The sequence below is a fragment of the Pseudomonas sp. MF6747 genome, assembly GCF_963890955.1.
GTDB lineage: Bacteria > Pseudomonadota > Gammaproteobacteria > Pseudomonadales > Pseudomonadaceae > Aquipseudomonas.
In genome coordinates this window covers 140,034-161,889 of record NZ_CAWPSZ010000045.1, presented here as the reverse complement: position 1 = coordinate 161,889, position 21,856 = coordinate 140,034, and the positions used below count along the sequence as shown (strand labels likewise).

Annotated in this window: 19 protein-coding genes and 1 pseudogene; 10 read left to right on the top strand and 10 right to left on the bottom strand. The window is 60.4% G+C overall.

The window, feature by feature from the left end:
- The first annotated feature begins 18 nt into the window (after positions 1 to 18).
- Genes AACW30_RS24745 through AACW30_RS24735 form a run of 3 tightly spaced genes read left to right on the top strand, consistent with a single transcriptional unit; the run spans position 19 to position 2,180 of the window.
- Positions 19 to 1,017 carry an AraC family transcriptional regulator gene (locus AACW30_RS24745; protein WP_200623765.1) on the top strand — a complete coding sequence of 333 codons (999 nt, stop codon included), beginning with the start codon at positions 19 to 21 and terminating at the stop codon, positions 1,015 to 1,017.
- On the top strand, positions 1,014 to 1,547 hold the full coding sequence (gene mug / locus AACW30_RS24740) for a G/U mismatch-specific DNA glycosylase (protein WP_200623695.1): 534 nt from the start codon (positions 1,014 to 1,016) through the stop codon (positions 1,545 to 1,547). Before AACW30_RS24745 ends, mug begins: the two co-directional genes overlap by 4 nt.
- A gap of 30 nt (positions 1,548 to 1,577) precedes the next feature.
- A complete protein-coding gene (locus tag AACW30_RS24735) occupies positions 1,578 to 2,180 on the top strand; it encodes a glutathione S-transferase (protein ID WP_119736126.1) in 603 nt (200 codons plus the stop codon).
- Positions 2,181 to 2,185: 5 nt separating this feature from the next.
- On the opposite strand, the gene AACW30_RS24730 is transcribed toward AACW30_RS24735, so the two are convergent.
- The gene (locus AACW30_RS24730; protein WP_200623694.1) at positions 2,186 to 2,953 is read right to left on the bottom strand and encodes an SDR family NAD(P)-dependent oxidoreductase; all 768 of its coding nucleotides are present in this window, start codon (positions 2,951 to 2,953) and stop codon (positions 2,186 to 2,188) included.
- Between the two features lie 138 nt (positions 2,954 to 3,091).
- Here AACW30_RS24730 and AACW30_RS24725 point away from each other — a divergent pair, with 138 nt between their 5' ends.
- Entirely contained in the window at positions 3,092 to 4,240 is a 1,149-nt protein-coding gene (locus AACW30_RS24725; protein ID WP_200623693.1) for an aldose epimerase family protein, read from the top strand.
- 143 nt (positions 4,241 to 4,383) lie between these two features.
- On the opposite strand, the gene AACW30_RS24720 is transcribed toward AACW30_RS24725, so the two are convergent.
- The 5 genes from AACW30_RS24720 to AACW30_RS24700 are packed head-to-tail and all read right to left on the bottom strand — an operon-like array spanning position 4,384 to position 10,227.
- Positions 4,384 to 5,388 (bottom strand): substrate-binding domain-containing protein, encoded by a 1,005-nt coding sequence (locus tag AACW30_RS24720; RefSeq protein ID WP_200623692.1) that lies wholly within the window; start codon positions 5,386 to 5,388, stop codon positions 4,384 to 4,386.
- Positions 5,389 to 5,426: 38 nt separating this feature from the next.
- The gene (locus AACW30_RS24715; RefSeq protein WP_200623691.1) at positions 5,427 to 6,290 is read right to left on the bottom strand and encodes an SMP-30/gluconolactonase/LRE family protein; all 864 of its coding nucleotides are present in this window, start codon (positions 6,288 to 6,290) and stop codon (positions 5,427 to 5,429) included.
- Positions 6,291 to 6,305: 15 nt separating this feature from the next.
- On the bottom strand, positions 6,306 to 7,886 hold the full coding sequence (locus tag AACW30_RS24710; RefSeq protein ID WP_200623690.1) for an aldehyde dehydrogenase (NADP(+)): 1,581 nt from the start codon (positions 7,884 to 7,886) through the stop codon (positions 6,306 to 6,308).
- 10 nt (positions 7,887 to 7,896) lie between these two features.
- Positions 7,897 to 8,889 (bottom strand): AraD1 family protein, encoded by a 993-nt coding sequence (araD1, locus tag AACW30_RS24705; RefSeq protein WP_179677217.1) that lies wholly within the window; start codon positions 8,887 to 8,889, stop codon positions 7,897 to 7,899.
- 15 nt (positions 8,890 to 8,904) lie between these two features.
- A complete protein-coding gene (locus AACW30_RS24700) occupies positions 8,905 to 10,227 on the bottom strand; it encodes an MFS transporter (RefSeq protein WP_200623689.1) in 1,323 nt (440 codons plus the stop codon).
- 191 nt (positions 10,228 to 10,418) lie between these two features.
- On the opposite strand from AACW30_RS24700, the gene AACW30_RS24695 reads away from it, so the two are divergent.
- The 3 genes from AACW30_RS24695 to AACW30_RS24685 all read left to right on the top strand — a co-directional run bounded on the left by AACW30_RS24695 (position 10,419) and on the right by AACW30_RS24685 (position 14,174).
- Positions 10,419 to 12,155: an IlvD/Edd family dehydratase gene (locus AACW30_RS24695; RefSeq protein ID WP_200623688.1), complete on the top strand. Its 1,737-nt coding sequence runs from the start codon at positions 10,419 to 10,421 to the stop codon at positions 12,153 to 12,155.
- Between the two features lie 47 nt (positions 12,156 to 12,202).
- A complete protein-coding gene (locus AACW30_RS24690) occupies positions 12,203 to 12,925 on the top strand; it encodes a FadR/GntR family transcriptional regulator (protein ID WP_200623687.1) in 723 nt (240 codons plus the stop codon).
- A 292-nt stretch (positions 12,926 to 13,217) separates the two neighbouring features.
- Entirely contained in the window at positions 13,218 to 14,174 is a 957-nt protein-coding gene (locus AACW30_RS24685; RefSeq protein ID WP_200623686.1) for an HdeD family acid-resistance protein, read from the top strand.
- Here AACW30_RS24685 and AACW30_RS24680 read toward each other — a convergent pair.
- The 4 genes and pseudogenes from AACW30_RS24680 to AACW30_RS24665 form a co-directional block, all read right to left on the bottom strand.
- Positions 14,132 to 14,731 carry a hypothetical protein gene (locus AACW30_RS24680; RefSeq protein WP_200623685.1) on the bottom strand — a complete coding sequence of 200 codons (600 nt, stop codon included), beginning with the start codon at positions 14,729 to 14,731 and terminating at the stop codon, positions 14,132 to 14,134. The two genes, AACW30_RS24685 and AACW30_RS24680, sit on opposite strands and share 43 nt — an antisense overlap.
- 13 nt (positions 14,732 to 14,744) lie before the next feature.
- Positions 14,745 to 15,323, bottom strand: coding sequence for a papain-like cysteine protease family protein (locus tag AACW30_RS24675; RefSeq protein ID WP_119736146.1), 579 nt, complete (start codon positions 15,321 to 15,323; stop codon positions 14,745 to 14,747).
- A 393-nt stretch (positions 15,324 to 15,716) separates the two neighbouring features.
- A pseudogene (locus tag AACW30_RS24670) lies at positions 15,717 to 17,270 on the bottom strand (Ice nucleation protein); the annotation flags it as partial.
- A 735-nt stretch (positions 17,271 to 18,005) separates the two neighbouring features.
- Positions 18,006 to 18,275, bottom strand: coding sequence for a hypothetical protein (locus tag AACW30_RS24665; RefSeq protein WP_200623683.1), 270 nt, complete (start codon positions 18,273 to 18,275; stop codon positions 18,006 to 18,008).
- 104 nt (positions 18,276 to 18,379) lie between these two features.
- Between AACW30_RS24665 and argP the strand changes: the two genes are divergently transcribed.
- From argP to AACW30_RS24650, 3 genes are all read left to right on the top strand, one after another.
- A complete protein-coding gene (argP, locus tag AACW30_RS24660; RefSeq protein ID WP_234452509.1) occupies positions 18,380 to 19,411 on the top strand; it encodes an HTH-type transcriptional regulator ArgP in 1,032 nt (343 codons plus the stop codon).
- A 271-nt stretch (positions 19,412 to 19,682) separates the two neighbouring features.
- Positions 19,683 to 20,579, top strand: a complete 897-nt coding sequence (locus tag AACW30_RS24655; RefSeq protein ID WP_106579800.1) for a bestrophin family protein — start codon at positions 19,683 to 19,685, stop codon at positions 20,577 to 20,579.
- A 79-nt stretch (positions 20,580 to 20,658) separates the two neighbouring features.
- On the top strand, positions 20,659 to 21,546 hold the full coding sequence (locus AACW30_RS24650; protein WP_200623682.1) for a proline iminopeptidase-family hydrolase: 888 nt from the start codon (positions 20,659 to 20,661) through the stop codon (positions 21,544 to 21,546).
- Positions 21,547 to 21,856: the final 310 nt, after the last annotated feature.

Genomic DNA, 21,856 nt, shown 5'->3' with positions numbered 1-21,856 from the left:
CCTCCAGGATGATCTATGATGCAAACCCTTGAGTTTTTGACCGAAACCCCGAGCATGACTTCAACTGACGCGTTTACCGTCTCTTCCGACCTCATCAATGAGCTGCTGCAGGGCATGCGCCTGCGCGGGGTGCAGTACCGTCGCATCGAAGCCGGGCCTGTGTTCGGCGTCGGTTTTGAGGCCAAGCCCGGGCACGCGTATTTCCACTTCCTGGCCGCGGGTTGCGCCACTTTGCGCCTGGACGACGGCAGCCTCTACGCGCTGTCGGCCGGCAATGCGGTGTTCATCTCCCATGGCGGCGCTCATCAACTCTTGTCGAGCCCGGGCGCAGCGGTGCGGGATATCGGCAGCTTCGAAGCGGCCTCGCTCGGTGATGCGGTGTGCGCCGTGAAGGCCCCCACCGACGCCGACAGTTCAGCTGGCAGCTTGCTGTTCAGCGCCTGCATGGAATTTGAATTGGGCAGCATCCAGGGGCTGGGTCGCCTGATGCCCGCGATGATGCTGATCGATGCGCGGGGCCAGCGTTATCCGGGGCTGATGCCGATTCTGGCGACCATGGAGCGCGAAGTCTGCAGTGCCCGTATCGGCTACGCGGGCATCCTGGCGCGCCTTGCCGATGTGGTGGCGGCGATGATTGTGCGCGGCTGGGTCGAATGCGCCTGTGGCAACGCGTCAGGCCTGGTGGCCGCGTTGCGTGACCCGCGATTGGCGCGCGCCCTCCTCGCCTTGCACCAGCAACCGGGCCGCGACTGGAGCGTGGCCGAGTTGGCAGCGCAGGGGCACACCTCGCGCTCGGTGTTCGCCGACCGCTTCCAGGCGACCCTCGGTATTCCGCCACTGCGCTACGCCACGGAACTGCGCATGCGCCTGGCCAGCCAATGGCTGACCCTGGAGCGGTTGCCGATCGAAGAAGTCGCGCAGCGCCTGGGCTATACCTCCCAGACCGCCTTCAGCCGCGCCTTCAAGCGCATTACCGGGCAACCGCCCGGGGCGAGTCGTGCCAGGAGCCCAGCATGAGCGACAGACTCCAAGACATCCTTGCCGACCACCTGCACGTGGTGTTCTGCGGCATCAACCCGGGCAAGGGCTCTGCCGCCCTCGGCCAGCACTTCGCCAATCGCAGCAACCGCTTCTGGCGCACGTTGCACCTGGCGGGTTTTACCCCGCATGAAATTCGCCCGGAGGATGGGCGCAGCCTGCTTGACTATCACTGTGGCCTGACCACCTTGGTCGAGCGCCCGACGGCGAGCGCAGGGGAATTGGCGCGGCATGAATTCACCGAAGCGGCGACGGCGTTTGAACACAAGATCCGCCACTGCCGGCCGCGCATCGTGGCGTTCCTCGGCAAGCCCGGTTACAGCGCGTTGTCCGGCCAGCGCAAGATCGCCTGGGGGCTGCAGCCGCAGCGAATGGGCGGCGCCTCGGTGTGGGTGTTACCCAACCCGAGCGGGCGCAACCTGGCGTTCAGTCTGGAGCAACTCGTGCAAGCCTATCAGCCGCTGCGCGCGGCCATTGCGCAGGCCGGCCCGGAGCCCTTAATCTCTTGAGCCAAACACCCCGAGAGCCTTGGAGGCTGCATGAAACTGGTCGGCATGCTGGACTCGCCTTACGTGCGTCGCGTCGCAATTTCCCTTGAACTGTACGGGGTGGATTTCGTACACGAGTCGCTCTCGGTGTTCAGCACCTACGCTGAATTTTCCGCGATCAACCCGGTGGTCAAGGCGCCCACGCTGGTGCTCGATGATGCAACGGTGCTGATGGATTCCAGCCTGATCCTGGACTACTTCGAAACCCTGGCGCCGACCGACAAGAAGCTTCTGCCACACAACGCCGGTGCACGCGCCAAAGAACTGCAAGTGCTCGGCCTGGCCCTGGCGGCGTGTGAGAAAACCGTGCAGATCGTCTACGAGCACCACTTGCGCCCAGCGGAAAAATTGCATGAACCGTGGCTGGATCGCGTGACCGGGCAGCTGCTGGCCGCTTATTCGCTGCTGGAAACACACCTGGCCCAGGCGAGCGGTGAACGCCTGAACCAGGCCGCGCTGACGGCGGCCGTCGCCTGGTCGTTCACTCAGTTAAAACTGCCGACGGTGCTCAAGGCCCAGGCGTTTCCCAACCTGCAACGCCACGCCGATCAGCTGGAACAGCACCCGGCGTTCAGGAAATACCCCATCGAATAACTGGCCTACACCCAGCCCCCATCCACAATAAAGTTTTGTGCCGAACACATCGCCGACGCATCGGAGGCAAGAAACAGCGCCATGTTGGCGATGTGTTCCGGCAGCACACTGCCTGGCAAACACTGGCTGCGGCTGATCAGTTCCCTGGCCGCATCGTCCACCCACATCGCCAGCTGTTTTTCGGTCATGACCCAGCCGGGCACCAGGGTGTTGACCCGAATACGGCTGGGGCCCAATTCCCGCGCCAACGCTCGGGTCATGCCATGGGCCGCCGCCTTGCTGGCGGCATACACCGGGTAGCCCGCCGACGCCATCATCCAGCCGACCGAGCCGAGGTTGATAATCGCCCCGCCGCCCGCGCTTTTCATCATCGGCACCACCGCCTTGGCAGCAAAAAAAGCGTGCTTGAGGTTGACGGCGATCAGCCTGTCGAACATCTGCGAATCGACCTCTTGCAGCGTATGACGCACGTCATTGGCCGCGTTGTTCACCAACACGGTGATCGGCCCCAGCGTTTGCTCAAAACGGGCTATCGCCGCTTTGTAGGCGATTTCATCAGTGATATCGCAGCACACGAACTCAACGCGATGCCCTTGGTCACTCAACAACGCCGCCAGACGCTCGCCCTGGCTCTGCGCGCGGTCCACAAAGGCCACCTTGGCGCCTTGCGCGGCGAAAGCGCGCACCATGAATTCGCCAATGCCCGAGGCACCTCCGGAAATCAGTACGGTCCTACCCTTCAGGTCGGGATAAACGGCGTGTGCAGTACTCATATAACGCTTGCCTCAATCAATTAGTCTTATTTTATTTTGCGTATCTGGGGTTTAACGCTATAAATTCGCTGTCAACTCGACGAAATATCGCACATTAGTAGAACTATTCCACTGAAAACAACAAAAGGAAGTTCGACCATGAAGCACCCTCGACACCTGCTTTCGGGCCTCGCCCTGTCCATGCTGATTGCCAGCGGTGGCGCCCAGGCCGCCGGGCTTAGCAGTGAACACAAGCCTTTCGGCAAAACCAACGACGGCACTGCCGTCGAGCAATACATCTTGCGCAACAGCCATGGCATGCAAGCCACGGTGATCACTTACGGCGGCGTATTGCAGTCGCTGAAAGTGCCGGATAAAAACGGCAAGGTCGATGACGTCGTACTCGGTTTCGACGACGTGCAGGGCTATCAGAGCGGTACGGCCTTTTTCGGCGCGAGCATCGGCCGCTTCGGCAACCGTCTGGCCGCCGGGGCGTTCGAACTCGATGGCAAGCGTTACCAGGTGCCGCTCAACGATGGGCCCAACTCGCTGCACGGCGGTGCTCAGGGCTTCGACAAGCACGTGTGGCAAGCCGAACCGGTCAAGGGTAAGGATTCGGTCGGCGTGAAGCTGAGCTACCTGTCCAAGGACGGTGAAATGGGCTTCCCCGGCAACCTCAAGACCGAGGTCACCTATAGCCTCAACGATAAAAACGAACTGCACATCGACTACAAGGCCACCACCGACAAACCCACGGTGCTGAACCTCACCAACCACAGCTACTTCAACCTCGCCGGCGCGGGCAATGGCGACATCCTCAAGCAAGTGGCGACCTTGCATGCCAGCCACTACACGCCGGTGAATGCCACGTTGATTCCGACTGGCGAACTGGCACCGGTCAAAGGCACGCCGATGGATTTCCTCACACCCACGCCAATCGGCCAGCGCATCAAGGACGACCATCCGCAGCTCAAGTTCGCCGAGCCCAAACAGGGTGGGTTTGACTTCAACTGGGCGCTGGACACCAAAGGCGATATCAAGCAACTCGCCGCCGAGGTGCACGACCCCGCCTCCGGCCGCCGCTTGCAGCTCTACACCACCGAGCCCGGCGTGCAGTTCTATACCAGCAACTTCCTGGATGGCACGGTGAAGGGCAAGGCCGGCAAGGCGTATGCGCATTGGAGCGCGTTTACCCTGGAAACCCAGCACTTTCCGGATGCACCCAACCAGCCAACATTTGCTTCGACCCGATTGAACCCTGGGCAGACCTACACCCAGAACACCGTGTTCAAGTTCTCCGCCGACTGAACTGTGGGAGCGGGCTTGCTCGCGAAAGCGCTGGTTCAGCGACAGATGCAGTGACTGACACTGCGCTTTCGCGAGCAAGCCCGCTCCCACATTCAGTGATGTCTCGGCGTAACTCAGCAGTGGTTCATCGGTTTGGCCAACCCTCAGTTCCAGAGGCCGATTTTTTCCAGTTCCTGCTTGAAGTTCTCGCGGGTGATCAGCGTCACTTCATCCATGGCGGTGTACTTGGGCGGTTCCTTGCCGGTGGTGACCCAGTCGAACATCATCTTCGCGGTGTTGTAGCCTTCAATGTGCGGGCTGGGCAGCATCGAGCCGAAGAAGCCGCTGTTGGCTTTCTTCAATTCGCCGATGGCGTCGGTGCCATTGATGCCGATGCCGATCACATTGGCCGCGGCAAAGCCTGCGGTTTCGGTGGCGCGTACGCCGCCGAGCACGGTGTTGTCGTTCATGCCGCCGATGATCAGGTTTTTCGCGCCGCCGGGCAGTTTGACCAAGGCCGAGTTGGTGGCGTCCATGCTGCCCGGAACGTCGAGGGTCTTGGCGGCGGTGAACAGGATGTGATCCTTTGGAAAGCCTGCATCTTCCAGGGATTTGACCGAGCCGTCGGTGCGCTTTTTACCGGTGTCGAGTTCGTTGAAGGTGTTGATCACCGCATAGGTTTCCTTCCAGTCCCAACCGCGTTTTTTCGCTTCAGCCGCCATCGCCGCGCCCTGCTTCTGGCCGACTTCAAAAGCGGCCATGCCCAGGTACGGCACGTCCTCCATGAAGTTGCCCTTGGCATCGACAAAGCGATCATCCACGGCAATCACTTTCAGGCCGTTGGCGCGCGCCTTGGCGACGATGGCCGGGCCGAGGGACACGTCCGGCGGGCAGATCACAAAGCCCTTGGCGCCGTTTGCCGCCAGGCTGTCGATGGCGGCCAGGGTTTTCTCGCCATCGGGCACGGCGATCTTGATCACGGTGAAGCCATGTTCCTTGCCGGCTTTTTCGGCAAACGCCCATTCGGTCTGGAACCACGGCTCTTCAGCCTGCTTGACCAGGAAACCGATCTTCACTTCTTCAGCAGCCAGCAGCAGGCCGCTCAGGCCCAGGGCTGACACCGCCACAGCGGCGCAGCACAGGGAACGCAAACCACGACGACGATTCATACGGGTGACTCCTTGTTGTTGTTTTTGAATGTCAGGATTTAACCGGCAAAGCGGTGACACGGTGTACCGGGTACATCGACCTCGATGGCCAATACCGCGCCATCCAGGGGGTGATCCAATGGGCTGGCGGCGCTGGTGATATAGAGCGTGGTGAGATTGGGCCCACCAAATACGCAACTGGTGGGGCGGCTGACGGGCAGTTCGATGACGCGGTCCACTGCACCGTCGGGCGTCAGGCGCAGCAGGCAACTGCCGTCCCAACGTGCATTCCAGACATAGCCCTGACTGTCCATTGCCGAGCCGTCCGGCCCACCGCGTGGATGCGGGCCAAACCAGACCTGCGCCGGGTCGAGGTGGCCGCCCTCCTGGATCACGTGCCGATAAAGCGTGCCGTCCATACTGTCGCCGAAATGCACCTGGCTGCCGTCCTCGCTCCACAGCAAGGTGTTGGGAATGCCCAGGCCGCCCAGCAGCGGCGTGACCTGCGCATCGGCGTCGATGCGAAACAGGCCACCGGATCGTCGGGTGATCGGCAGGTCTTCGCCCTGCTCGCCAATGTTGTTCTGCATGGTGCCCAGCCACAGGCGACCCTGGGCATCGCAGCGCGCTTCATTGCCCCGGTTGCCAGGTTGCGGGTCGGCCACACACAGCAGCGTCAGCGCTTCGGTCACTAGGTCGAGCCGGTAGACGCCGCTGCTCAAGGTCACAAGCGCATCGCCGCTTTCACACGGAATAAACGCCGAAACGTGCTCGGGCAACTGCCAGATCTGCAAGTGCCCGTCCATCAGGCGCAACGCCTGTTTGCCGATAATATTGACCCAATACAGCGCCTGGGTCGGCGCATCCCAAAACGGGCCTTCGCCCAACTGTGCACGGTGTGCGGTGACGGCATTAAACGGCATGTGAACTCCTGTTTTTTACAGCGGCTCGCGCGATGGCGTGCCATCGACCAGCCGCTGGATGCGCAACGGGTTGGCGTTTTTCAACGCGTCGGGCAGCAGGCTATCAGGGTAATTCTGGAAGCACACGGGACGCAGAAAGCGGTCGATGGCCAGGGTACCGACCGAAGTGCCGCGCGCGTCCGAGGTGGCCGGATAGGGCCCGCCGTGGACCATCGCGTCGCAGACTTCAACGCCGGTTGGGTAGCCATTGAGCAGGATGCGGCCGACTTTTTGTTCCAGCAGCGGGGTCAGTTCGGTGAACTGCTCAAAGTCGGCCGGCTCGCCAATAATCGTCGCCGTCAGTTGGCCGTGCAGCCCCTGCAAGGCGGCGCCGAGTTGGGTTTGATCAGTCACTTCGACCACCACTGTGGTCGGGCCGAACACCTCTTCCTGCAACACGTCATCGCCGTCGATCAGCAGGCGGGCGTCGGCCTTGAACAGCTGCGGCTGCGCCTGATTGCCCGCTTGGGCACTGCCCGCCAGATGCTGGATACCTGGGTGCGCGAGCAGCTTTTCCAGGCCTTTGCCATAGCTGCTCAAGGTGCCGGCGTTGAGCATGGTTTGTGCCGGCTGATCATTGATCAGGCGGGCCACCTGCTGGGTGAATGCGCTGAACTGCGGCGATGCGATGCCGATCACCAGGCCTGGGTTGGTGCAGAACTGACCACAGCCTTGCACCACCGAGGCCGTCAGGTCGCGGGCGATGGTGTGCGCCCGCGCCTGCAACGCCTGCGGCAATACGATCACCGGGTTGATGCTCGACATCTCGGCAAACACCGGGATCGGCTGCGGCCGGGCGGCGGCCATGTCGCACAAGGCGCGACCGCCCTTGAGCGAGCCGGTAAAGCCGACCGCCTGGATCGCCGGGTGCTTGACCAGCGCCTCACCGACGCCGCCGCCGAAGATCATATTGAACACGCCCGCCGGCATTTCGGTGGCGTGGGCCGCGCGCAGGATTGCATCGGCGACCTGCTCGGCCGTAGCCATGTGCCCACTGTGGGCCTTGAATACCACCGGGCAACCCGCCGCCAGCGCGGCTGCGGTGTCGCCACCGGCGGTGGAAAATGCCAGGGGAAAGTTGCTCGCGCCAAACACGGCAACCGGGCCGAGGCCAATGCGGTACTGGCGCAGGTCCGGACGCGGCAACGGCTGACGCTCGGGCAACGCTTTGTCGATGCGTGCGCCGTAGAAATCGCCACGGCGCAGCACCGTTGCGAACAGGCGCATCTGGCCGCTGGTGCGGCCGCGCTCGCCGTTGATGCGCGCGGCGGGCAGCGCGGTTTCGCGGCAGACCAACGCGATGAACTCATCACCCAGCGCGTCCAGCTCGTCGGCTATTGCGTCGAGAAACTGCGCGCGCCGCGAAGCACTCAACCCGCGGTATGCCGGGTAAGCAGCGGCGGCCGCCGTGGCGGCGGCGTCGACTTCTTCGGGGGTCGCCTGGAAAAAATCCTGCGGCAAGGCCTCGCCGGTGCTGGCATCGACGCTGTGCAGGGTCATGCTGCCGAGGGCGCTGCGCTGGCCGCCGATGTAGTTGTGGCCGAGGAATTGGGTCATGTAGATCTCCTTAAAGGGTGATGACATTGCCGGGCTCGAACACCGCGTCGGCCTTGCCGACCGTGTTGACCAGCGGCGCGCCGAATTCGGCCTGGCTGATCTCGAACACATCGCCCGGTTGGGTACGTATACCGTCGGCAAATGACAAGGTGGCGGTGCCGAAAAAATGCACGTGCACGTCGCCCGGTGTGAGGAATTGACTGTATTTGAAGTGGTGATACTCAAGGTTTTCCAGGCTGTGGCACATATTGGCCTCGCCGCTGAGGAATTCGTTTTGCCAGATCACTTCGCCGTCACGCAGGATGCGGCTGGTGCCCGCCAGGTGCTGCGGCAACTCGCCAACGCGTAACTCAGGGCCATAGCTGCAACTGCGCAACTTGGAATGGGCCAGGTACAGGTAGTTTTTGCGCTCCATCACGTGATCAGAGAATTCGTTGCCCATGGCAAAACCAAGGCGATAGGGTTTGCCGTCGTGGCCGATCACGTAGAGGCCGCCGATTTCCGGTTCTTCACCGGCGTCTTCGGCAAACGGCGGCACCGGGAAAGCCTGGCCCGGGCGCACCACGATGCTGCCGTCGCCTTTGTAGAACCACTCCGGTTGCACACCGACTTGGCCAGACGCGGGCTTGCCGCCCTCCACGCCCCATTTGAAGATGCGCAGGGTGTCGGTCATCGCACTGTCGTCACCGGCCTGCTGGTGCATCTTGTCCCGCGCCGAGGCGCTGCCCAGGTGGGTCAGGCCGGTGCCGCTGATCAACAGGTGAGCCGGGTCCGGGTGGTCGAGCGGCGGCAGGATTTTCAGGTCGGCCAGCAGTGCACCGTAGTCGTAGCTGTCGCCCAGGCCCAGCCTGTCGACCTGCTGCGCCAACTTGATGCCCGCCTCGATGGCCGCCAACGCCAGCTCACGCACGTTGCGGGCCGTTTGCACTTCGCGCAGCTGGGTGCCTTCTACGACGCCGACACGGCGCTCACCGTTGCGTAACTCAAACTGAACTAAACGCATGAAATTTCTCCTCGATTAAGTACGCGTGGCACCCCGGGCGCTGGCGGCAAATTGCTCGGCGGGCAGCACGTGCTTGCGTTCCAGCACGCGATACACCACGCCGGTCAGGATTAACCCGAACACCATCACACCCGACAGGAAGTACAAGCCCGAGGCCAGGTTGCCGGTGTACTCCTTGAGCGCGCCGATCACGAACGGGCCGATGTAGCCGCCGAGGTTGCCCACCGAGTTGATCAACGCAATGCCCGCCGCCGCACTGGCGCCGGCAAAAAAGCGCCCCGGCAAGGTCCAGAACACCGCCGTGCAGGAAAACAGCGCGAACGCCGCCAGGCACAGCGCGGCCATTTGCAGCACCGGCAAGCTCAGCCAGGCACTCAAGAACAGCCCGATGGCGCCCAGCACATACAGCACCGCGAGATGGCCGTAGCGATCATTCAAACGGTCGGAGCTGCGCGGGATGATCAGCAGGCCGAGGATGCCGAAGATATACGGCACCGCCGAGACAAAACCGGTGACCAGGTCACTGCCGCCGAACTGCTTGATCAGCGTCGGCAGCCACAGGCCGAGCCCATAAATGCTCAGGGTTACGGGCAGGTAGAACAGCGCCAGCAGCAGCACTCGCTTGTCCTTCAGCGCATGCAGCGGGTTGCCATGGCGGGTCTGGCCGTAGGCTTGCAGGTCTTTATTCAGCTCGCCGGTGAGCCAGGTTTTCTCGGCCTCGCTCATCCACTTGACCTGCTGGGGGCCGTCCGGCAGCCAGCGCAGCACAGGCCAGGTCAGCAACAGCGCCGGCGTGCCGATGACAACGAACAACCACTGCCAGCCATGCAGGCCGAGGATGCCGTCCATGCCCAGCAAGCCGCCGGACACGGGGCCGGTGATCATCATCGCAATGGGTTGGGAGAGGATGAACAGCCCGAGGATCTTGCCGCGATGGCGCACCGGGAACCACTGGGTGATGTAGTACAGCACGCCCGGAAAGAAACCCGCCTCCGCCGCGCCGAGCAAAAAGCGCATCAGGTAGAAACTGTGCGGCCCTTGCACGAAGGCCATGCCGATAGTGATCGCGCCCCAGGTCAGCATGATGCGCGCAAACCAGCGCCGCGCGCCGAAACGGTCGAGCATCAGGTTGCTGGGAATCTCGAACAGGAAGTAGCCAATGAAGAACAGCCCCGCGCCCAGGCCATAGGCGGCGTCGCCAATGCCGACATCGGCGCCCATGTGCAGCTTGGCGAAACCCACTGCCGAGCGATCCACGTAGGCGATCAGGTAGAGCAGGATCAGGAAGGGAATCAGTTTCAGCGTGATGCGCCGAATAAGCCGCAGCTCCTGGCTCATGGGTCGATCTCCGATTGTTGTTTTTATAGAAGCTCGGGGGGCGCCTCTCGCGAAAAACCGCCAGGGTCATGCCTCAGTTAAGTCTGACTATATAGTAGGACTATTTGCAAAACAACACTTCCAAAGCCTCGATTTTGCGCATGTGTTTAGCCGCATATAGAACATATAGTCATACAATAAGAGAGACCACCATGCCTGATAAAACGCCCACCCTCCGCTCCGCCCATTGGTTTGGCACCGCCGACAAGAACGGCTTCATGTACCGCAGCTGGATGAAGAACCAGGGCATCGCCGACCATCAGTTCCATGGCAAACCGATCATCGGGATCTGCAACACCTGGTCGGAGCTGACGCCGTGCAACGCGCACTTCCGCCAGATCGCCGAGCATGTCAAACGTGGTGTCATCGAGGCCGGTGGCTTCCCGGTGGAATTCCCGGTGTTTTCCAATGGCGAGTCCAACCTGCGGCCCACCGCCATGCTCACCCGCAACCTGGCGAGCATGGACGTGGAGGAAGCGATTCGCGGCAACCCCATCGACGGCGTGGTGCTGCTGACCGGTTGCGACAAAACCACCCCGGCGCTGCTGATGGGCGCGGCCAGTTGCGACGTGCCGGCCATCGTCGTCACCGGCGGGCCGATGCTCAATGGCAAACACAAAGGCCAGGACATCGGCTCGGGCACGGTGGTGTGGCAGCTCAGCGAACAGGTCAAGGCCGGCACCATCACCCTGGACGATTTCCTCGCGGCCGAAGGCGGCATGTCGCGCTCGGCCGGTACCTGCAACACCATGGGCACGGCCTCCACCATGGCCTGCATGGCCGAGGCACTGGGCACTTCCCTGCCCCACAACGCGGCGATCCCGGCGGTGGATGCGCGTCGGTATGTGCTGGCGCATATGTCCGGCATGCGCGCGGTAGAAATGGTGCGCGAAGACTTGAAGCTGTCGAAGATCCTCACCAAGCAAGCGTTTGAAAACGCGATCCGCGTGAATGCCGCCATCGGCGGCTCAACCAACGCGGTGATTCATTTGAAAGCCATCGCCGGGCGCATCGGTGTCGAGCTCGACCTGGATGACTGGACGCGCATGGGCCGCGGCGTGCCGACCATCGTCGACCTGCAACCGTCTGGGCGCTTCCTGATGGAAGAGTTCTATTACGCCGGCGGCCTGCCCGCTGTGCTGCGCCGTCTTGGCGAAGCCAACCTTATCCCCCACCCGGACGCCTTGACCGTCAACGGCAAGTCCCTGGGCGAGAACACCAAGGACTCGCCGATTTACGGCCAGGACGAAGTGATCCGCACCCTCGACAACCCGATCCGCGCCGACGGCGGCATTTGCGTGCTGCGTGGCAACCTGGCGCCGTTGGGCGCCGTGCTCAAACCATCGGCCGCCAGCCCCGAGTTGATGCAGCACCGTGGCCGGGCAGTGGTGTTCGAGGACTTTGACATGTACAAGGCGCGCATCAATGACCCGGAGCTGGACGTGGATGCCGATTCGATCCTGGTCATGAAAAACTGCGGCCCCAAGGGTTACCCGGGCATGGCCGAAGTCGGCAACATGGGCTTGCCGGCCAAGCTGCTGGCCCAGGGCGTGACCGATATGGTGAGGATTTCCGATGCGCGCATGAGCGGCACCGCTTACGGCACGGTGGTATTGCACGTGGCACCGGAAGCCGCCGCCGGTGGGCCGCTGGCCACGGTGAAGGAAGGCGACTGGATTGAACTCGATTGCGCCAATGGCCGCCTGCACCTGGACATCCCCGACGCAGAGCTGGCGGCACGCATGGCTGACCTGCCGCCACCGCAGAAGCTGATCGTCGGCGGCTACCGTCAGCTGTATATCGACCACGTGTTGCAGGCCGACCAAGGCTGTGACTTTGACTTCCTGGTGGGCTGCCGTGGGGCTGAAGTCCCGCGTCATTCCCACTAATTGGGATGCTATGATGCCGCCTATTTAGCCAGGGCCTCCCGTTCGTTATGGATCACCAGCCGTCCAAGCCGCGCAAGAGCATGCATGCCCAGATCGTCCAGGACTTGGGCATGCACATCGTTTCCGGTCGCTTCAAACCCGAAGAACGCCTGCCCATGGAGGCCACGCTGTGCGAGGAGTACAAGGTCAGCCGTTCGGTGTTGCGCGAGGCGACGCGCGTGCTCAGCGCCAAGGGCCTGGTGTATTCCAAACCTCGGGTGGGCGCGGTGGTGCGCCCGCGCTTGAAATGGCATTTGCTCGACCCTGACGTGTTGTCCTGGCTGATGCAGACCACGCCTCACAGTGAGTTTTTCAACACCCTGGCCGGCGTGCGACGCATCCTCGAACCGGAAATCGCCGCCATGGCCGCGACTACCGCCACCGATGAAGACATCGCCACCATCGAAAAAGCCTACCTGGGCATGGAAACCGCGAAGACCCATGACGACCTGCTGCAGGCCGACCTGGACTTCTACCGCGCGATTGCTGACGCCACCCGCAACGACTTGCTCGCCTACATGTGCAACATGCTGTCGCTGCCGCTGCGCGAGTCGATCAACATCACCAATCGCCGCCCGGACATCCAGGGCCTGAGCCTGCCCCGCCACAAGGCCATTCTCACGGCGATCCAAAACCGTGATGCCCTCGGCGCCCGGCACGCCTCGCTGGTGCAGCTGGATGACACGCGCGTGGCGCTGGACACGGTGATGAACGTGCTGACGCCGCTGTAAATTCATCGTCTACGCTCAGGAGGTCAGTTCGAGGAACCGGCCATGTGCGCACGATGCTCGCAGTCCCCCTTCGCGGCGCCCTCCACGCCTCTCGCCCCGCTGCAGCTTGAAAATGACCTGTTGCACGCCGACCGCGCTTCTGTCCTCTGGCTGAGAACACGCTTTGTTCTCAGAACCGCAGGCTGCCCGTCAAGCGGCGGTGCACATCGCGTTGTGCTGGAGACTCAACACCCAAATGGGAACGTGACCACTGCCGGCTTAATACGCTGGTTCAAGGGTAGAGGACGGTGCAATGGTCAGGCTTGTCATACTGCTATTGGGGGTTGATTACCTTCGGTCATATTGGCGCACGCTGACAGCCATTGGGGTTGTCGGCACCCTGTGCGGGAGCATCCTATTCATTGATGCACTGGATGACGCACTGTACTTCCCGATAAACCCTTTCGCCTGGTTACTGTTGATCGAAGGCAGTGCGACGTTGGTCGTGGCACACAGCGGGATCGTCGGGCAGCGCAAGCTTCGCTACCTCAAAGGCTTGTCTTTCGTGACGGCTGCAGCACTGATCCTGGCAGGCCACCACCACGGCAACTTTATTCTTTCCATGATCTTCGGCACGTTGTTTTTAGCCGACGGCTTGCTGCAGATCGTGTCCGTTTACGTTGTCCGCTACCGAACCTTTCGTATCGCAATGTTCGGCGGCGGGGTCGAAATCGCTCTGGCCGTGTTCTTCTTCCAACCCTACCCAACACACTATATCGGCACGGTCCCCTACTGCCTCGGGCTGGGATTGTTTTTTGCGGGTTGGAATATGTTGCTTGTTGCGGGCCGCGCCCGGCGAATGATCTCCAACCCGGCGCTAAACGAGGATGCTGATCGCCCCATGCCTGGGCCAGGTCACACAGAGCAAACCACGTGTGAGCGTCCCACAGGAGAGAATGCCCGGCCCCTTATCTTCCATATTTGGACGCCGCTGGGTGTAGCGAATGCTGAAGTGGTACGCCGCCCATCGCTTTACGCCGTCAGTGGAAAAATGAAAAAACATCAGCCGAGTCCGGTCGAAAATCAACGCCGGATGATCTCGAAAAACCTATGTGATTTTTTCTCCGCCGCCCCAGGCTGCGTATCACGTCTGACTGACCCTGATTCGCTGAGCCGTTTCGATAAAAAACCCGGACAATGTCCGGGTTTTTTTACCCTAGGGTTTTATCAACTGCCCAACTCGCCACGGGTGTCGGCGTCGAAGCGCTGACGGGCCTGATCAGCCGCCGGCTTGAGCAAAGCGAGCAGTGCCGCCTCACTGTACAACTGAGTGGCCGCCAGTTCCTTGGGGGTCGGCTCAATCGGGATCAGCACCTCTTCGCCGTCGGCGTGCAGCCAGATGGCCACAACGTGCAGTGCCGAGATAAACAACACGCGCAGTTCCACGGTTTTACCCTGCAATTGCGGCGACTGTTCCGCCAGTTTCAGCGCATCCACCGTCGCCGCTGCCAACGTCCCGTGGTTGAGCGAAGCGAACTCGACATGCCCACGTACGTCGGCCAATTGCGCGTCCGCAATCGTCGCGCCATCGGCAAATACCAGGTAATGCCAATCGCCGACCTCAGCGTCTTTGAGGCCCTTACCGAGGCTCAGGTCCTCCAGGCTGAGCGAGTAGCCACGATAGCCTTCGCTCAGCCTGATTTGGCCTGGCACGGCGGCTGCGAATTGGCGATTGACGCCGAAGCCCTGAGTTTGCAGCGCGGCTTGCAGCGCCGGACGCAGTACCTGTACGCCGTTGGAAGGCGCCTTTGGATAAGTCAGTTGCATGATGCAGCCCTCCTCAGTTCTTTACGGTGAAGTAAGTGTTGGTCCAATTGCCGCCGCCGTTGTAAGAACCGGGGAACGAGTTCAATGCGCGAGTCGAATAGCCGTAGATCGAATCTGCGATCAACAGGTAGTTGCCGTTGGTGCCATAGATCACCAGAAAGTGCGCACCGCCACCGTACCAGGCGCAACGCAAACCGATAGGGCGGCCCATGTTGAGCTGGTTCTGGATAGCCGACATCTGCAGCGAGCCTTGATTCATGCCGTTGTAGCTGCGCGTGATTCGCAGGGCGGAATCCAGATAGCCGTAGACGTTGCACGGGCCGGGCTGATTGCAGCAGTTGCGGTCCAGCGCGTTGCTGGCGACACCGCACTGGGTCCAGGACCCGGTGCCGTAGTAGTTGCCGACCGACGCGGAAACCGCCGCCCAGCACCAGTTGGTCTGGGTTTGTTTCTGCATGCTGAAATTCAGGCTGGCGCCAGCCATTGCTTTAGTCTGATGCGCCGCTTCGACCAGTTGCGGGTCGAGCAGATGGCCGATCAGGCAGTTGGGCTGTGTGTCGCCGGTGAATCGGGTTGTTTCAGGGGTTAACATTTTTCAATCCTCCATGAATGAAAACACGCATCCAGCGTGTAAAGGTACAGCGGTGCAGCTGAGCTATCGACGTTCCGAGATGCCCGGATTAGAGGGCGCGTTCCGATCTGGCTCGACCTAACCCTAGGCGTTAATATGCATTAACGCAAACATATAAATGCACAATTGCATAATCATTGAAGAAGATGGCAGACGACGAGGATCACCGTGTTCGTTTCCTCTACCTGCCTTTCGCCGATTGATGACAAAACGCCCCAAACAAGTCGGGGCGTTTTGCATTGGCCTTCATCGGGGCTTCGTCACAGCGTCATGTTGCCCTTCACAAGAATGATTGAAAGCACCTGGGGGGTTAGGTTTTCAGCGCTCGGCCCCAGGCGGGTTTAGAGAATAAGTTCATGGCTGAAGCTGAGACGGGTCCGCCACACTGTGGCTGTCCTCAGCCTTGATTAGAACGTTGCTGTCCTCGTCAATTTGATACGGAACATCAGCTTCTACGCCGTCGTTGCCCGTCTTGACGACCACGTTGGTGTAGCGCTTACCGTCCCAGCAGCGGAACACCAGTGTCGAGTTCTCCCCGCCTGAAAGCGTCGAGCCCAGACTCCCTATAAGCCTGCTGTCAGCGCCTGCGGTCAATACGCAGTTCTTGCCAGCCGTCAGCTTGCTACGGTCCCCGGCCATCAGCACACAATCGTCGCCGGCAGTGAGTTTGCTCCGGTCGCCAGCCGTCAGGTAACTGTTGCTACCGGCCAAAAGCTTGCTGCGATCGCCGGCTGTCTGGGTGCTGTCTGCACCGGCAGTCAGCTTGCTGCGGTCGCCCGCCATCTGGATACTTTTAGCGCCGGCGATCAACGTGCTGCGAGAACCCGCAGTTTGCGAACTGTTTTTGCCGGCAATCAACATACTTTTGTGCCCTGCAATCTGGGTGCTCTCATGGCCCGCAATCAGCGAACTCTTATGGCTCGCAATCTGGTTGCTGCCGTATCCCGCCGTCAGGCTGCTGCGCATGCCTGAGGTAAGACTGCTGCCGTAGCCCGCCGTCAGTACACTGTGCAGTCCACTGATGAGTGTGCTGCCGTAGCCCGCGGTCAAAAAGCTGCGCGTGCCACTGGTCAAGCTGCTGCCATAACCGGCAATCAGCGAGCTGTCCTGCCCGGCAGTACCGGTGCTGCCATAGCCTGCGGTGAGCGTGCTGTCGCGCTCCGCCATCTGGGTACTGCCATAACCGGCCGTTAATGTGCTTTCACAACCGGCAGTCTGCGAACTGCCGTAGCCGGCCATTAACGAACTGCCAAATCCGGCGGTTTGCGTGCTGCCATAGCCGGCAGTCAGCGTACTGCTGTCCAGGGCGGTCAGCGTACTGCCATACCCCGCAGTCATGACACTGTCGTAACCCGCAGTCTGGGTGCTGCCATAACCCGTCGTCAGGCTGCTGTTGTAGCCGGCGGTTTGAGTGCTGCCGTAACCGGCGGTCAACGAGCTTTCGCCGCCTGCCGTTTGCGTGCTGCCATACCCGGCAATGAGCGAACTGTCGGAGCCGGCAGTGCCAGTGCTGCCGTAGCCGGCGGTGAGATCACTGCCCACTTGGGCCGTTTGGGTACTGCCGTAACCGGCGGTCAACGAGCTTTCGCCGCCTGCCGTTTGCGTGCTGCCATACCCGGCAATGAGCGAACTGTCGGAGCCGGCAGTGCCGGTGCTGCCGTAGCCGGCGGTGAGATCACTGCCCACCTTGGCTGTTTGTGTACTGCCGTACCCCGCCATCAGGGAGCTTTCATCGCCCGCGGTTTGTGTACTGCCGTAGCCGGCAATGATTGAGCTATCAGAACCCGACGTTCCGGTACTGCCATAGCCTGCAATCAATGTGCTGCTGTCTCCGGCAGTTTCAGTGCTGCCGTAGCCTGCAATGAGTTGGCTCTGATTAGCGCCAGTGAGGGTACTGCCATAAACGGCCGTTTCCAGCGTTTGCGTAGAACGCACCGTAGTACGGCGAGTGACCACATCGGCAGGAGCCTTGGTCACAACCGGCAGGGCGGGAAGAACAGCCTTCGTCCCTGATTGCGCATCAGGAATAACCAAGGCCTCAATCAAATTTGTCGTGGAGGCTTCATACTTGCAGGCATTGTCCTGAATAAAGTCCAGTGCACTGCTTCGCGTACCGACATGAACAACTTCAGCACGAGAAAATTTCACGCCTTCATCCTCTTCGAGGAAAATCAGGTCACTCACTGCCACTTCACACACTACCCATCTCGCGTCTGCCTGCGGGCTCAACTGCGCACTCGCGCCCTGCCCCCACAACACGCCAGTCAACCCATTTTCAAGCTTTAGGGTGGGTTCCCAAAACTTGCATTCGACCCGTCCTGAAACAGGCCAGATCAGACCACAGTGGTCGGCCATATTATTTGCGCATGTTCGCAGCACCAGAACTTTTTCGGCTTTCATTTTGAAACACCTTTACAACTACTTCTGTAAAATCCTTTGGAGGCAAACTTCCATAACAAACACATAAACAATATCAAGGCGGCCGATAACGCGAGCACTGACCAATTAAATTGACTGCACCCTGCTGAAAACCAAATGCCTTAATCTTGAATAATCAGGAAAACACCGGTGGTATAAAACCACCGGCACACAACTCGACAGCACAGCCAGGCGACTATCAACGGCCCACCCTGTGTCTATTTTTTATTGCCCGACATAACCCTTTTCCCGCAGGCAGTCGTTGATCAGTTCAACTTGTTTTTGCGCAATAACAATCCCGTCACCCACGGCATTGCCCATGCCGGACGTTTTGTCGTCAGCCGAGGGCGAGGAGTGATAGCTTGCCGTCGTCGCTTTGGCCTCGTACTGACAACGGGCTTTGTCTTGCGCTATATCCGTGGTTTGCCCGTCTATTCTCGTCCAATTGCGGACAGAGGTTGTGCACGCACACAACGTCAACGCGAGCAAAATCATAAACACACATCTCATGCTTAACGCCTGGGGTTAAACAGTACCTCCCCTGCGCCACCTCTAAACTGTGGCGAAGATCGGGTCGGGCACTGCACCGGGAAATTACCTTGTGTCGCCCTGAAGTCATCATTGAATGCATTGAAATAAAAGTGAAGTACAACGAAGTATATTTCAGTACCCATAAGAAATACTTAATCAGGAATTCGACGATGAAGCTCGATGCGAAGCACATGCAGGCATTTATGGCCGTCATCGAAGGTGGCAGCTTCGAAAAGGCAGCCGAATACCTGAAAGTGACTCCGTCAGCCGTCTCACAGCGGATACATGCACTGGAAGCGCGTCTGGGTAGCTCCGTGGTGGTACGGGGGCGGCCGTGCGAGCCGACTCAGATTGGGAGGAAGTTGATGACTTACCTGCGTCGCGCGACAGTGCTGGAGGAAGAATTGCTCAACGATATAGCAGGAACCGGCGAGGACTATGTACGGTTGGTAATAGGCGTGAACGGCGACACCTTGAACACATGGTTTTTCCCGGCATTGGCAGAGACGTTTGTCAGCGAAAAGATTCTCTTGGAGCTCGTGGTCGATGATCAGGACCATACGTATGCCCTGCTGGAAAGTGGGCAAGTCATTGGGTGTATAGGCACGCGTCCAGTGCCGATGCGTGGCTGCTTTGCAGAACCGCTAGGGTCGGTTCGCTACCAATTGGTGGCATCGAAGGCCTTTCAGGCGCGATGGTTCCCGTCCGGGCTGACACGCGACGCCGCACGCAGGGCACCGGTGCTTGCCTACTCTCGCAAAGACACATTGCAGTCAGAATTTTTACAGTCGCGTTTGGGCCTGCATGCAGATGCCTTTCCGAGCCACTACCTGTCGCTGCCCGAAGCGCGCTTTCGGGCGATACGTCATGGCCTCGGCTACGGCATGGTTCCGCAGATGAAAGCCAGTACCTTGCTTAAAAATGGAGATCTCGTGGATCTGGTCCCTGGGCATTTCACCGACGTTGCGTTGTATTGGCACGCTTGGGCTTTGCAATCTCCACGCATGGAAGCGCTCTCCAAGCATGCGGTAGCGGCTGCCAGGCGCATCTTGAATTTCAAGAGGCAAGAGACATTCGTGGTTGGCACGTCGATCAGATAACACCCTCGCCGTTTCAACCCACACTCATGCAATGCGCAGATAAACGCCTCACTTTCAGGCTCCCATTTATCCAAATCGCCGGATTTGCAGGGTAAACATCAACGGCGTCTGTGCTGCGGACCACTTACGCCGGCCGCCCCCGCCTAGTAAGTCAGCGTGTGAAACCTGATAACCCGCAACTTAAACGATTCAGGTCCAATGCGAACCTTTCTCCGCAAACGGGCGTCCGAGCTTAAGCACTGTTGCTTATCGCCCGCTTCGAGGTTCACGTTTGAAAGCCGCCATCATCAAAAAATACCGCTTGGTCATCAAGACCATGGGCTATGTGGGCTGGTCCCTGTTCTGGCTATTGTTGTGGGATGTCGCCGTCACGGTGGATTTCATGCTGTTTCTGACCACCAAGATCAATCTGCCGCTGATGCCGCTGACATTGCTGGGTTCGGCCCTGGTGGTGCTGATCAGTTTTCGCAACAGCAGCGCCTATAACCGCTGGTGGGAAGCCCGCACGCTGTGGGGCGCGATGGTGAATAACTCGCGCAGCTTTGCACGCCAGGTACTGACCCTGCTCGACGACCCTGAAGGCGAGGTGAACCCAGCCAAGGCCACGCTGTTGCGCCGCCATGTGGCGTATGTGAATTGCCTGGCGGCACACCTAAGGGGCAATCCATGCCCGGACGAGGTGCGTGCGTTTATCCCGGCTGAAGAGTTCGCGCGCAAGGGCGCCACCAATAACTTTGCCAATGACATCCTCACCGGCTCTGCAGCGTTATTGGCGCGTGAATACAAGACTGGGCACCTGGACAGCATTCGCCTGGCTCGGTTGGAGTCCACTCTGGTGGACTTGTCCAACGCCCAGGGCGGTATGGAACGCATCGCCAATACGCCGCTGCCCTACCCTTACGTGTATTTCCCGCGGCTGTTTATCTCGCTGTTCTGCCTGATCGTGCCGGTGGGCCTGGTGGAATCCCTGGGCTGGTTCACGCCGCTGGCGTCGACGGTGGTGGGCTTTATGCTGCTGGCGATCGAACGCATCGGCACCGACCTGCAAAGCCCGTTTCACTCCAGCGAACACCAGATCCAGATGGAAACCCTCTGCGAGACCATCGAGAAAAACCTGCAATCGATGCAGCGTGATGCGTTGGGCGGTGACCGTTTGCTGCACGCGTAGAACCTATCATTTCTACCAGTGCACCTGACGCGCGGTTTTGGTTAGCCTGTACCGCATCAATTCCAAGGAGGTACACAGCATGCAGGTTCGCGAAGGTTATGCCGATTTCCGTGGCTATCGGACGTGGTTCCGGGTCACTGGCGATTTGAGTTCAGGGCGCCTGCCCTTGATCATTGCCCACGGCGGCCCGGGCTGCACCCATGACTACGTCGACAGTTTCAAAGACCTGGCCGCCACTGGCCGCTCGGTGGTGCACTACGATCAGGTCGGCAATGGCCGCTCGACCCACTTACCCGGCGCCTCCGTCGATTTCTGGAGCGTGGAGCTGTTCCTGGCAGAGCTGGACAACCTGGTCGAGCACCTTGAGATCAGTGACTACGCGCTGCTGGGCCAGTCCTGGGGCGGCATGCTCGGCGCCGAGCACGCGGTGCGCCAGCCTGCCGGCTTGAAAGCGTTGATTATTGCCAACTCGCCAGCCTCGATGGATTTGTGGTGCGAAGCAGCGAATGAGCTGCGCCAGGCGCTGCCGCCTGAGGTGCAGGCCACGTTGCTGCGCCATGAAGCCGCCGGCACCACCGACACCGCTGAATACCTCGCCGCGGCGGAGGTGTTTTATGCGCGCCATGTGTGCCGTACCCTGCCGGTGCCCGCCGAAGTTGAGCGCACCAATGCCGCCATCGAAGAAGACCCTACCGTTTACCACGCGATGAATGGTCCCACTGAGTTCCATGTGATCGGCAGCATGCGCAACTGGACGATCATTGATCGGCTGCCGCAGATCCAGGTGCCGACGCTGTTGATCTCCGGCCGCTTCGACGAAGCCACACCAGCCACGGTGCAGCCGTTTGCCGACGGCATCAGCGACGTGCGCTGGCAGATTTTCGAGCATTCCAGCCATATGCCGCATGTTGAAGAGCGTGACGCGTGCATGACGTGTGTAGCCGAGTTTCTTGCCTCCCTGGAGTGAAAACACGACGCTCTGTGATGGGCAGGCTTTAACTGGCCAACATCCTTGAAGTGGCCAGCAGGCTTGCCCTGCGTTGGGCGGCGAAGCGGCCCCAATAAAAACACCGCGGTCTGCCAGCCAGAACGCGGTGTTTGTTTTCAGGACTGCTTCGCCGCCCAACGCAGGGCAAGCCTGCTCGCCACACAAAGCCTGCCGGCGCCTCCAAGCCGGTTTGCAACAACACCATCCCGAAGGCTGTAAAAGACTATTACCCAGTAGAATGTACTAACCAGTTACTTATCTTGCTAACATTCGACCTTTAGTCACTCAC

Excerpts from the sequence above, each read along its gene's own strand:
- mug (WP_200623695.1), top strand. The coding sequence starts at position 1,014 with ATGAGCGACAGACTCCAAGACATCCTTGCCGACCACCTGCACGTGGTG.
- AACW30_RS24715 (WP_200623691.1), bottom strand. The coding sequence starts at position 6,290 with ATGCCGTTTAATGCCGTCACCGCACACCGTGCACAGTTGGGCGAAGGC.
- AACW30_RS24725 (WP_200623693.1), top strand. The coding sequence starts at position 3,092 with ATGAAGCACCCTCGACACCTGCTTTCGGGCCTCGCCCTGTCCATGCTG.
- araD1 (WP_179677217.1), bottom strand. The coding sequence starts at position 8,889 with ATGCGTTTAGTTCAGTTTGAGTTACGCAACGGTGAGCGCCGTGTCGGC.
- AACW30_RS24720 (WP_200623692.1), bottom strand. The coding sequence starts at position 5,388 with ATGAATCGTCGTCGTGGTTTGCGTTCCCTGTGCTGCGCCGCTGTGGCG.
- AACW30_RS24680 (WP_200623685.1), bottom strand. The coding sequence starts at position 14,731 with ATGCAACTGACTTATCCAAAGGCGCCTTCCAACGGCGTACAGGTACTG.
- AACW30_RS24700 (WP_200623689.1), bottom strand. The coding sequence starts at position 10,227 with ATGAGCCAGGAGCTGCGGCTTATTCGGCGCATCACGCTGAAACTGATT.
- AACW30_RS24675 (WP_119736146.1), bottom strand. The coding sequence starts at position 15,323 with ATGTTAACCCCTGAAACAACCCGATTCACCGGCGACACACAGCCCAAC.
- AACW30_RS24685 (WP_200623686.1), top strand. The coding sequence starts at position 13,218 with ATGGTCAGGCTTGTCATACTGCTATTGGGGGTTGATTACCTTCGGTCA.
- AACW30_RS24730 (WP_200623694.1), bottom strand. The coding sequence starts at position 2,953 with ATGAGTACTGCACACGCCGTTTATCCCGACCTGAAGGGTAGGACCGTA.
- AACW30_RS24665 (WP_200623683.1), bottom strand. The coding sequence starts at position 18,275 with ATGATTTTGCTCGCGTTGACGTTGTGTGCGTGCACAACCTCTGTCCGC.
- AACW30_RS24735 (WP_119736126.1), top strand. The coding sequence starts at position 1,578 with ATGAAACTGGTCGGCATGCTGGACTCGCCTTACGTGCGTCGCGTCGCA.
- AACW30_RS24745 (WP_200623765.1), top strand. The coding sequence starts at position 19 with ATGCAAACCCTTGAGTTTTTGACCGAAACCCCGAGCATGACTTCAACT.
- AACW30_RS24710 (WP_200623690.1), bottom strand. The coding sequence starts at position 7,886 with ATGACCCAATTCCTCGGCCACAACTACATCGGCGGCCAGCGCAGCGCC.
- AACW30_RS24650 (WP_200623682.1), top strand. The coding sequence starts at position 20,659 with ATGCAGGTTCGCGAAGGTTATGCCGATTTCCGTGGCTATCGGACGTGG.
- AACW30_RS24690 (WP_200623687.1), top strand. The coding sequence starts at position 12,203 with ATGGATCACCAGCCGTCCAAGCCGCGCAAGAGCATGCATGCCCAGATC.
- AACW30_RS24695 (WP_200623688.1), top strand. The coding sequence starts at position 10,419 with ATGCCTGATAAAACGCCCACCCTCCGCTCCGCCCATTGGTTTGGCACC.